This window comes from Pseudomonas sp. HN11, from assembly GCF_021390155.1.
Lineage (GTDB): Bacteria > Pseudomonadota > Gammaproteobacteria > Pseudomonadales > Pseudomonadaceae > Aquipseudomonas.
In genome coordinates this window covers 642,827-655,867 of record NZ_CP089985.1, presented here as the reverse complement: position 1 = coordinate 655,867, position 13,041 = coordinate 642,827, and the positions used below count along the sequence as shown (strand labels likewise).

Here is a 13,041-nt window from a genome sequence, read left to right as displayed (position 1 = left end):
TTCTCCGGTCCAATTGTGTCAACGCATAGTGCGCCGCGTCATCGGCGGTTAGAAACGGTGGGCTGAGATTTTGCAGAAGTTGCTCGACCGAGCGGGTTGTCATGTGTCTATCCATTACCTTGTGTTCCTTGAGAAATGCAGGAGTCGCATGTCGTTTGATTACCGATAGGTCTTACGCAACGCCTGCAATAACCGGGTCTGCACATGCCCACGAGGCTGCCAGAACGTATCCGGCTCCAGAACGTACAAACGGCCGGAGTGAACCAGGGTCGTGATCACCTGGCTTGGTGTAGCGAGAGGCTCTTGGCTGGTGGGATCGATCCAGCCGGAAAACAGCATGTCGGTTTCGGCGGGTTCAAAACTGGGCAGATACACCAACAGCGCACCGTTTCGCGGTGTGAAGTAATAACGAGCACCCGCAACCCGGTTGTCCCGGAACATAGAGACGAACGTCCTGAACTCGGGTTGGCCAACGAAGTTATCGGCGAGCGCCTGCTGGTAGCGGTTTTTCTGAGAACGAGGGGCAGTGAGCTTATACAACTGCTGCACGCCCATGATCCTGTAGCCGTGGGGATATCGGGAGTGGCGCTTCAAGTACTCTGGATTGATGTAGCTGGAAAATAAACGATCCATCGCAGCCGTATCTGGGCGGCCCCATCCGACACTGAGGCCGCTATCGTCAAGCGGATCGGTCACCAGAAATGTATTGTCTGCCGCATTGGCGAGCAGGGCCGCCAACCTTGGCTGGGTCGGGGCATGACGATAACGGCGCCACTGATAGCGAGCTGCATCGTCGGCATGCGCGAATAAGGGGCCCAGAGCCACTCGTTCATCGTTACCTGGCGTATAGGGGGTGACTTGTCTTGGGCGCCAGGTGGAACCCACCGGCCCCTGGGCAGCCCATATGTCCCCCGTAATCAAGACCTCAAGTGCACCGGAGCGCGCCACCTGGTGAATGTAGTCCGCTGGGTTGAAGTCGCCGTTCAGTTTCTCTACATAGGCTTGTAAGCGGCTTTGACTGTCCCAGTCACTGTCGATAAAAGCAGCGCGATAACTGAGCAGCGCCCCGTCGGCGCACGACAGGTAAAGCGGCAGGTACTGTTCGCCTTGACGCAACGCCCACAAAACGGCACGAAGCACACTGGGCGGGATAAAACTGCGATAAACCGGCGAGGTTATCAATTCGTCGGGTTGCCGCGCGGGCGCACACAAATAAAGTCCCTGAAGGGTCCAGCCCAGAGGCAACTGGCCACTTAAAAACACCCGACTCAGTGGAAACTGAAGGTCTTCCCCCTTGACCGGCAGGCAGGCCATCCAGCGTTCGTTTGTCGATTTCAGCAGAACACCAAACGTCAGCTCATCACGCTCGCCGGCAAGCTCATGAACGAACCGCGCCACATCATCAACATGGTGGAACACTGGGCTGCACGCCCGGTCCGCTGAAGCGTGGGTGCTGCTCTCTGGCACGGTAAAACCGTGGGCCGGAAACCATCCTCGGGGCAACAGCTGTGGGTTACCCCACAATTGACTACCCTGTACCACGCTCATCGTCGCGACTTTAAGCACCCGGTTGATAAACTCGGTCGGGGTCTTGACCCCGTCGCGCAGGTGTTGCTGTATCACGTTGCTCTGCGGGTCATGGGGCGTCTGAGCGGCAGGCGCCAAGTCAACTTTGAGCTGCTGGAAATCCAGTGTCTCCTGCTGCTGTTGCTCAGCGCTGAGCAAATCGCGGTTGAGGTCATTGCAGGTGAAACTGATCACCGAGCCATCAAGCCCGAACAGGTACTCATGACTCCACAAATGGTTGCAGTCGAGCGCCTTGGCCAGAACATCGGTGCTGAACATGTTGCGATACACCTTCAGGGCTTCCTCAGACAGCGGGAAGTCCGGCCACGTGTCCCGACGCGAGCGGTAGCGCGCCACAATCTTCATGCCGGGGGCGAGCCAGTCCTGACGCACATCCTCGTCCGGCAGGATGCTTTTCGGATCGAAATTCTCGGTGGTCACGGGCAGCGGCTCGGTCGCCACATACAGCCCATCGACCCGCCGCAACACCAATCCGCCCTCGATTTGATTCGGTTGGGTGGCAGTCAGTGTCCGTGTGTAACGTAGCGCGTCGTCCATGCTGAAAAACGCCGGGCTCAGGGCTCTACGACTGAAATTCGCATAAGGGACCCAATCGGTACCGAGTTTGCCGGTCTCATCCCAACAGTCATTAGGGACCATCACGCTCAGCCAGCACAACGAAATGACTTGAGTCACGAAAGCCTGGGCTGTCAATTGCCCACCCGCCAAGCGCGTATGCACATCTTCAAAATTGCCGGACGGTTGTTTCTGTGCATCGAACAAGCGTGTCGAGAGGGGTGTCTGGTATTTGAGCAGCGCGTTGTCCAGCGTCGAAATGAACACGGGCAACGTAGTGACCGCGTCTTCTTCGCGCTGCTGCTTGGCGATCAGGAACGAACTGTATAGATCAGCCGATGATATGAAGTGCTGGGCCAACCACCGTTCGTGCTTCGGCAATTGCTCCGGCATCCAGCGCCGTGCATAGAACAACCCTTTGAGGGTGAAACCTGAGGGGTAGACATAGGCACCGTCTTCGGCAGTCTTAAACAGGCTTGCCAGGCTGAACAGTGGATGGCTGCCATCGCTCGGCACGATTTCGGACACCACATATTCGTCTTTATGGGCGTGTTTAAGCACAAAACCGAAACCTGTTTGTGACGAGCCACAGCCACGTTTCAAACGTGCATGGGCGTCTTCAACGGCACGGGTGGCGCTGGAAAAAATCGCCCCGAAGGCCACTTGCGCAGGCCGTTCAAACGCTTTTTCTGCAGGGATCGCTTGCCAGTGGTCGGGCAGCGTCCCGGCGGCGCCCCACAGTCGATTGCCCTGCGCAATGCGCAACCCGGTGGTAGCCAGTTTGCGGACCATCGCCTCCGGGCGTAGCTGTCCGCGCACTCGCTGCCTGTCCAACTGACTGCCCTGCGGTCCTGGCGCCAGCTCTGCGCGCAACGCCAACTCAGCAGCGGAGCCACTGAGGTCATAGGCGAGCAGCGCATCCTCGGCGCTCGACAGGTAAGCCACAGAGACCACATGGCGATTGCCGATCAGGCGATGCAGCTCCGGATCGGTAAACAGCTGCCATTCGACCGACGCCTCGGTCCGCGACCAGCCGTAATGACTCATTCGTGCAGTGTCCATCAGCGACAGCGCGCGGCAAGAAGCGTACTGCCCGTACAGCACGTACGGTCGTGGCACGATGAGGGTCCCGGTGTGGTCTGCGGCAAAGACTTCATCAAGTGCAAACCGATCGCCTGCGCGACAGGGCAATGGCAAGGTGGCGACAAACCGTTGATCGAGCGTCTGGAGAATGAAGCCGCATTGCTCGATGGAACGTTCAGAACCGATTTGTTCATGCGCGAAGCGCGCGGCGTCATCCGCAGAGAGAAACGGCGCACTGAACACCGGCGTCGGGTAGCGAGCGAATGGCCGCCAGCCCTCGCCGACCTGCCCCTCCACGTCCCACAATGTACCGGTCTGTCGCACCCAGAGCGTGCCCGCCGCTGCGATACGCTTGACGAAATCGATGGGGGTCAGTTCGCCTGCAACCAACTGCGCCTGCAGGCCGTTATCCGTTACAACGCCCGTAGGCGCAACGCCATAGAGCTGGTCCTCCAGGCCTGTGGCGGAGAACACGTACTCCAGTTGAGCGCCATCACGGGTACTCAACAACAGTCGTTTAACCGTGGAATCAGCCTCACGTGACGCAGCGATCGCCAGAGCCAAGTCAGTGGGTGAGACAAAACACTCGTACAGCCAGTGCTGTTCGATCTTCAAGCCCAACGGTGGACGTGTTGCGTAACACATCCCGTAGATTTCGAAGTCGCTCGGCAGCGCCAAGCGCCCCCTGTCGTCTTCGCCAAAGACTCGCAGCGGCGAAAACAGCGACAGCGCGGTGTTTGACGGTGCGGTAACCGCTGTCGCAACCACATACCGCTCGGCAGCAGGGTCTTTGAGAATAAAGGAAAGTGGGGGATCGCCTGCATTCAGTGCCATCTGGTCATGGCTGAACCGTGCAGCGGATTGCGCGTCCTGAAAAATCCAGCTGTAAACCGGCTGGAGGGGCGAACCCGCGACAAACGGCTGGAGCGGCACCCAACCGGCGGCAGGTAACTTACCTCGGGAACCGCCCCAGATAGCGCTCGATTCCACCACGGAAAACTCACCAACACGCACCAGTTTTCGGACCATTTCCTCAGGCGTGCCATCGAAGCCATCAAGCTGTGGCTTGATTTCATTGTTTTGTATTGCCTCTCGCAGGAAGCCGCTGAAGTTGAGTTCATTCTGCGAACCGCTGCGCACATATTTGACCAGGGAATTGAACGGACTTGAGTAATACAGCGCGGGAATCTTCTGGTTGGTCGCCGTGATACTCGTTGTGTAGACGTAATTCGGCACCGCTGCATACAGGGTCGCTTCTTCGTTCAATGAGAGCTTTGGTTTTGATTCGCCAGGCCGTGTCAACTTGCTCTTGATGATGTCGAATTCATTCTTGAGGGCGACAAAGAAACCGGCAATGCGATACCCGATCGGCATCAGCAGGTTGGCGAACATTTCGCCATCAAACGACAACCCCAGCTGTTGGCTCAGATCGGATTCATAGAGGGGCGGTGTGGACACGAACAGCCCATCACTGCGCTGCAAGACGTAGCCAAGTTGGTCGTAGCTACGGCCGGGGATTCGCTCATGCAGGTAGCGCGCTGCATCGTCCGCCGTGATAAAGGCAGGGCTCAGGCTATTGTGCAAACGCCCGAACGCACCGCCCCCGGGAATCACCCGGCCAGTCTCTGGCCAATTCGCCCCTACCTGCAAGACGGTCAACTGTCCGATATCGGCCAGGCGCATGACGAAATCATTGGTGGTCAGGGTTCCCGCTTTCAGCTGATTTTCCGCTGTTGCGCCCTGCTTACCCAAAAACTGCGCTTCGCCCTCGCCCCCCGAAAAGGCGTAGCTCAGCAGCGCATTATCGCGGGTGCGCAGATAGAGCCGAAAAGCTCTTCGATCAGTGTAAAGTGTCGGGTCAGCGCTCAGTTGCTCTGTCACCGCAGCAAGGACTGCCGGGGTGAAGAATTCTGGGTGTAACCAGCTCGACTGTGGGTACAAACGGCAATAGATACCTTCGATACGAAAACCGTCTGGCAGTATTGCACGCCCATTTGCCCCTGTCGCAAACAGCTTTTTAGGCGCCGTCAGCTTGGGGCGCTCCGACGCGGGCGCAGTCGCTATGTATTCTTCCTTGCCCATGGCCTTGAGCAGATAACCAAACACCGCCTGCCCCTTCACCGCAGGTTCTAAGGGCAACAGGCTGCCAATATCCAGGGTCTGCGATATCGCCGACAGTACAGGTTGCATGCGTTGACCGCCGGACAGGGTCGCGCCCAGCGCCCAGCGTTTGTCGACGCGCCCGCGCTGTCCCCCCCAAACCACGTTGGCCGCAAGGACCCACAACTCACCAGCCCCGAGCAACAACGGCAGATACTGGCCAAAAATGTCGCGCGGCGCTCCGGTTGTCGATTCCACATAGCTCAGAAGCGTCTGCGTCCTGTCTGAATCATGGGGGATATATTTAACCAATGCGTCGACGGCCGCAGACAGATAATGGCTGCCAATCCGGTAACGCTGAGCGTTTTTTATAATGCTTGCCGCTTCGCTTGGCAGAATGGATGAGCGTAACCAGGACACCACGTCTTGCGACGCTATTGCCTGCGAGACCAGAAGCGGATGCGAATGGAAGTACGCGACTAACGTAAAACCCACCGGAGGAACCTGCTGGTCATCCTCATCGATGGGAATAACCGTCGTGAAATCGAACTCCTGCTCATTGCCAGGTTTCGGCAGCGTCGCAAAGAAATGCTTTCCCCGTTGAAGGATTACCCCGCCATACACCTTGTCGCGCTTGCTGCCTATCTGCAGGTGCGCCCAGTGGGCAGCATCGTCTGCACTGATAAAGGCAGCGCTCAACGCCAACTCGGTGAGCGCGCGTGACGGTTCCCACTGAGCAGTCACCGCGCCCGCGGTGTCCCACATTGCATTGACCTTGATGACCGATAACTCACCCGCTGTCGCGACACGCCGGACAAACGTGAGCGGACTGAGTGAGCCCGCCTGGATCTGTGCTTGAATCCCGTTATCACTGACCGTGCCGTCGGCGTTTTGGACGAACAGTTGCGACTCATCGGCCGCGCCTGACACTCGGTAACGCAGGATGGCGTCATCACGCGTGCGGATAAACAACGACGCATGATCGGTCGAGTGAGTGTCTTTGGCATAGTGGCGCATCAGGGCAATCTGCTGCGCCAACGCCAACGGGCTGACGAAATTCATGTACAGCTCAGACTGCTGGGTTGGAGCCTGCGCAAGCACAGGTCGAGCATGAAAATACACCCCATACAGGCTGAATCCGACAGGAAAAGGCGGCAGCGTCCCTGCAGGGGGCTCGGCCACCTGCGGCTCAGAGGCGACAAACACTTGTTGCTTGCCGCGCCGCAGAATCAATACCCGTTGCTTGGCGTCGGGCTGACGGCTCATGCGCAGCTCAGCATAATTAAGCGCCAGGTCCCGAGTAGAAAATACCGGCCCGCAGGGCAGCTGCAAGGTGGGCGCATCGAATGGTTTGGTAGGTTCCCAATCCGCAGGAACGTCGCCCACCGAGCCACCCCAATGAGCGCTGGATACTAAGAACCGCAGCGATCCCACCGAAGCCAGTTTTTTAAACTCCCCCACAACCGTTCCATCGTGTCCATGTGGCGCTGTTGGGAGGCGTCCCGCTTCAATCCAATGGGCATACTCCTGTTCGGCGGTGGAGTAGCTGACTTGATAACGCAACAAAGTACCGTCGGGACCCGATAGATAAGCCCAAGGCAATGTCGAACGCACTTGATGGATGGCAACCACATCGCCCGTGGTGAAAAAGCTCATGATCGTGTGGATCATCGGCAAGGTTAAGTGCGGCTGTGCTTGTCGTGCTTGCTCTTGCGTGTCGGAGTGGGAATGCAAGGAGGCGACAAGGCGATAACCCCGTGGATGGATAAACTCACCCGTTGAACTGTCAGTGTCCAGTATCAGGGAGACATCGAATTGCCGATGCTGATCCGATACCGGTTCAGTGCCGACATACAGCCCGTCAGACAGGCGCTTCATGATCACGCTGCCATATTCGACAGCACGTCGGTTACCGATGCGCTCATGTAAATAACGCGCCACATCATCGGCGCTGATAAAGGCTGGGGTCAGCGGACCAAGCTTGGCATAACCCTGGGGGATGGCGGCGCGTTTGCCGCGTGGGGGGGAGTCGTCCATGTGTACACCTCAAGAGGAATCGAATGTCCCTCCATCCTGAACAACCCCCGCCCCCGTGGGCGCTACATAATTAGCAAGTGCCGACCGGCAATGGTTGGTCGGCAGCCCCCCGTCAGAGTTCGTCGTGGGGGCGAATGTACAAACCGTCATCCACTTCCGGCTCGGCTTGAACACTCTCCGTTTTCCACTCCTTGCCCAATTCCCCCATGCGCGTCCAGAAGGCATCGGTCAACAGAACGCTGAGATGACCGACGCCCCTGAGTCTGCTGACCCACTGGCTGGGTTCCAGTTTATTCCCGGGCCGCAGCAAGGTGGCTTCCTCGGTCGAAAAGGCGGGTACGTACTTGAGCAAGGCGCCGCCTCGTGAGGACAGATAACAACACTCGGCGAACGGTCGGTTACTCTTGAGTACGTCCACGTAACGCCGCAGGTCATCTTGCTCGACGAAGTTTTCCAGCAGGTTTTTGTCCAACTGCAATGCGCTCTGTGTGGAGGCGATGCGTGGATAGAATGCATGCACCGCCGCAATGCTGAAGCTGTGCAAGGGGTTGCGGGCGGGGACGTCGAAGCCCAGATGATCTAGCCAAAAAAACATCTCCAGTGTGGTCAGCGTCGATTCGGTGCGGACCTCCACCGGATCGATTGCCACAAAACCGACAAAGGTTCCAGGGCTCAAAACCGCACCGAGGTATACGGTGCCCGCGTATCGCCCCAACTGCTTCTGGGCCCAGCGTGCGGCGTCGTCGGCATGGTTGAACAACGGCCCGCAAAACGAGTGAAAATGGGGGTTATCGGCAAATGGCCAAGGCATTGCCCTGGGCGCCCATTGAAGGGTGACACGCTCTTCCCTGCCCCATACCGTACTGGTTTTGCGCACATACAAATCACCCTTGGTACCCAGTGTGCGCACGTAATCGGCAACTTTCAAAGTACCTGCCTGCAGTTGCGCCGTAGTCACACGCACATTGCGGGACAGTTCGCTCAGCGACGCGACATCTCGCGTGATCGTGTACTTGAGCAGCGCCCCATCCGCACACAGCAGGTACAGTGGCAAGGGTCCGTTCTTGACGAAGTTATTGACGAAGCTGATGCCCCGGCCAATGTCCTCAGGTGAGAAGAAACTGTGGCTCATTTCATCGCTGGCGACGGCAATTGCGGCTGACGACGCACGCAAGTACAAACCGACGATTTCATAACCCGGCGGCAATTGACCGTCGATAAACACCTGCTCCAGCTTGGCGAAGCGCTTGCGCACCAACGCAAGGCTGGTCATGTACACCTCTTTTTTCTGCGCTTTGAGTACATAACCAAATTGGGTATTGCTGCGCGAGGACGACGTGCGCTGTGCATGGCGCACCGCATCATAGGCTTGGGTGAACACCGGGCTACAGGCTGCGTCAGCGAATACCTGCCGAACCTGCAGAGGATCTACAACAGCAGGGTTCGGCACAAAAGCGACGCTCAGTGTGCGTGCCATTCCCCACAACGCGTTGCCATTGACCACCCGCAGGGTGCCTGCCTTGATGACCTGCGTGACAAAGTCGCTGGGTAACAGCGTGCCCTGGCGTATTTGGCGCTCGATGTCGTTGTCCGCATAGTCACGCTTGAGTGGGTCCAGGGGTGCCAGTGCCCGCTTCAGCATCTCTTCCTGCGCACCGTTGCGCAGGTCAAAACTCAGGATCACTCCATCGGGCTCGACCAGGTAGTCACGTTTGACATGGATGTCACGGTGCACCAGCTCCGCCAGCACCGCGGTCGGCAACATACTCTGATACACCGCTTTCTCAGTCGGCGAGAATAAAACTTGCACCTCTCGCTCGACCACCGAGCGGTAGCGCGCAATCAGGGTACAGCCGGCCGGATACAGCCCTTGGCTAACGGCCGGGTCGGGGTACACCCAGTTGAATGCAAACCCCTGGGGAGGGACAACCAAGGGGTCAGTGGCAACATACAAATTGCCCGGCAGCCTGAGCACCACGCCACCATAGACACGCTCGCGCCCGGAGCCGATCAAGGCGGCGGCATGCCGCACGGCATCATCCGGACTATTGAACATCGGGCTCAAGCGGCGTTTTACAAGGTGCTCATAGCCAGTCCAGGTAGCACTGACCCGCCCCGCTTTATCCCAGCATTGGCTGGTGCGTAACACGTCTAGCTGGCCATCTTTTATGCACTGGCGGACGAACGTCTGCGGCGACACTATACCCGCCGCCAAATCGGTCGTGGCTTCCTTGAACGGCTTATCGGCATCCTCGCCTTTATTGCTGCTGAACGGCAGTGACACATACCTCAACAGTGCACCATCCTGGGTGGAAAAGTAGCTCGACAGCTGCAACCCCTTGTTGTATTTATCGCCGCCTAGCCTGGCCGCGTGAAGCGCTTGATAAAGCACCATCGGCATGACAAAAAACCGTGTCAGCCAGGCATGCCCGACCGCCAGGTCGGCTGGCTGCCACTGCTGTGAACGGAACACTCCATGCAGTACAAAGCCATCGGGAAACTGATAATCGCTGTCGCCCGTGCGGACAAACGCACTATCAAGCCTGAACAGCTCATTTTCAGCATTCACGCCAATGACCTCGGTGGCCATATAGAGCGACATTTCCTGGTGCTTGAGAATAAACGCAAAGCAGGCCTGCTCCGGCAGGTTGCGACCATGCGTGCGCGCATGCAGATCACGGGCGACGGCGTCTTCGGTATCAAACAGTGCGCTGTAGAGTACAACGTCTGGCGGGCCCACCCGGGGCGCATATTCGAAAGCGGGCGTCCAATCCCTGTAGACCGGCGAACGCGGCCCCCACAGTGCATTGCCCTGAATGACCCTCAGGTCACCCATCGTCGCCAAGTGGACAACCCATTGCGCGGGCGTTACCAATCCACTGGCGATGCGTTGCTGCACGGAATTGCCGCCAGACGCCAGCCTCTTCTCTGCGTCCGACCCACTTGGCATATACGACAGCAAGCAGTCCTGGGCACCGGAAAGATAAGCACGCTGCCCCTGCTGGACAACTGAGTGGATCTCATCCGGGGAAAACACTTGCAGATTGATCGACGCCTCTTCACGGCCCCAGCGACGTCGCTGTACCCAGTCGTAATCGACCATCGACAATGCCGGATGAGCGCCGTAGCGCCCCTCTACCACATACGTCTGCGGCGGTATCAAAGGGCCCTTGCCGCCGGCGGGGAAAAACAATGGAGCCGCAAATGGGTTCTCTTCGCTGACCAGAGGCTCAGTGATAACAAAACGTCCATCCTGTGCCTTGAGTACATACCCGCCGTAGTACGAACTGCGCTTGCCGCCAATCTTTTCGTGAGCATGCACGGCCGCGTCAAGCGGCGAAAGAAACGGGCGACTCAACTGCGCCTGGTAAAACGGCGTCAGCACCGCAGCGCTATGGTCCACCGACCCCACGACGCGCCACAAGTCACCTGGCGTCACTACCCTCACATCGGTTACTGACAGCACTCGCCGAACAAACTCACGCGGGCTTAGCGAACCTGCAACCAGCGCCTGCTGGGCGCCTTTGTCGTCAACGCGCCCATCGCTGCTTAACCTGACCAACTCGGCTGCGTCGCTGACCAGCGGCACCTTGAGCGTGAGTAATGCCCCATCAGTGGTTTGCACGTACAACTCCAGGCCGCGAGCCTCGACCTGCAACGCTTCGGTCGCCCTGGCTTGGGTGATCGCCGCAACGATCTCAGCCGGGGAGAAAAACGTCGTGTACAACCAAGGTTCTCTGCTCGGAATATCGTTGGCTGACGGGCTGGACCGATAGTAAATAGCCTCCAGTCGAAACTGGGACGGTAAACGTAGCTTCCCGTCCGGACGCCTTGGAAACAAACCCTGCGGTGAAAAAAGCGGCTCAAGCCGGGGCGACGCCGTCGTGGCAACGTACAGGTCCTGACCGGTGTGCTTGAGCACAAAGCCGACGCCGTCTTTCTGGTTGGATGCACGCGCCGCTGAAAGCGCCCTCGAAATGGCTTCCTGGGAGCTTGAAGAGAGGGCTGTAAAAAACGGCTGTAACAGCGGGGGGCTCGCCGCCGCTACCGGCTCGCGCATACGCCACCCCTTGTTCACACGCCCACGAACGCCTCCCCAAACCGCATTGGCCACCAGCACCCACAGTTCACCCGCTTCGGCCAGCCTCCAGATAACGCTTTCAAAATCACTGCTTGCCTCAAACGTCCCGTCGCGAAGTTGAGCGTAAAACTGTTTTTCACTCGCCGTTCCACTGCTCACATATTTGAGCAGGACATCATCAGGTCCGGAAAAATAATGGACCTTGGCAAAGGCCCGGTTTTCAATGCTGAACGTTTGGTCTGCAACGGAGTAAAAGTTATTGAACAGCGTTACCTGGTCTGCCGTGAAGTCGGCAAAGCGGGCTTTGATCTGCTCGGCATCCGCCGGATGGGAATGATAGAACGCCTCGCAAAGGTAACCCTCAGGCGCAATGAAATTGCCCTCACCCTCTTTGGCCAATAGCAGACCGTGATCGAAGCTGTAACGCTGGTCCGGAACGGGTTCGGTGGCGTAATAACGCAGGTCGCGCTTGAGAATCACACCTCCATACTCTACGTCGCGGCGATTGCCGATGTTTTCGTGAGCCCAGCGCGCCGCGTCGTCGGCGCTGACAAAGCCGGGGCTCAACACCAGCTCAGGGAGCGCCTTTACCGGCTGGGCATTTACATAGAAACCGTCTGACAGAAACCCGGCAGGTAATGGTGGTTGCCGGCCCAGCGTGGGCTCAGCCGATTGCGGCTCGGAGACGAGAAACCGATTTCGTATCCGATGTCGCAGAATCAAGACGCGCTGCCCGGGAATAGACTCACGCTCCATACGGGTTTTGGCATAGGCGAGGGCAAGCTCTCTGGAAGTGAATACCGGCCCGCAGGGCAATTGCAACGCAGGCGCGTCAAACCGCTTATAGGGCTCCCAGTTCGCCGGCACATCCCCCACCGACCCGCCCCATACTGGGCTCGACACCAAAAACCGCAACGAGCCCACCGCAGCAAGCTTCTTGTAGTTACCCTCTACCGTACCGTCATGCCCCTCAGGAGGCTTGCCTGGACTGCCCTGGTTCAGCCATCGCGCATACTGCTGTTCAGCCTTGGAAAAGCGCGTTTGGTACCTGAGCAATGCCCCATCTGGGCCTGACAGGTACGCCAGACCAAGGCTCATGCGGAAATCGCTATTAAAAACGATGTCCCCCCACGAATAAAAACTCATGTGGGCATTTATCTGTTGTGGGGACAGTGCCGGATTCTGCCGCTGGGTTTCAGCGTAAGCATCCGGATGCGAATGCAGGCTCGCAACCAGTTGGTAGCCTTCGGGCGATATGATCGCCCCACCCGGGCTTTCGACATCGAGCAGTAACCTGAAAGAGAAGGTCTTTTCTTCAGCCGGCAGCGGCTCGGTCCCTACGTACAGGCCGTCCGAGAGGCGCTGCATGATCACACTGCCGTACTCCACATCACGCCGGCTACCGATGCGCTCGTGCAAGTGGCGCGCAACATCGTCCGGGCTGATGAAGGCCGCTGTCAGCGGGCCCAGTTTGGCATGACCACGAGGGCCGCTACCCGTTGAATGCTCATCGTCCATCAATGCACCTCTGAAACTCCATCGAATGTCCTGACACCCTGACAAATCGTTGGCTCCAAAGGGGTTACATAGTTAAGCGC

The 13,041-nt window shown here is 58.2% G+C and carries 2 protein-coding genes; both read right to left on the bottom strand.

The window, feature by feature from the left end:
- Positions 1 to 159 precede the first annotated feature (159 nt).
- Positions 160 to 7,362 (bottom strand): DUF4329 domain-containing protein, encoded by a 7,203-nt coding sequence (locus LVW35_RS02875; RefSeq protein ID WP_233893626.1) that lies wholly within the window; start codon positions 7,360 to 7,362, stop codon positions 160 to 162.
- Positions 7,363 to 7,474: 112 nt separating this feature from the next.
- A complete protein-coding gene (locus tag LVW35_RS02870; protein ID WP_233893625.1) occupies positions 7,475 to 12,961 on the bottom strand; it encodes a DUF4329 domain-containing protein in 5,487 nt (1,828 codons plus the stop codon).
- Positions 12,962 to 13,041: the final 80 nt, after the last annotated feature.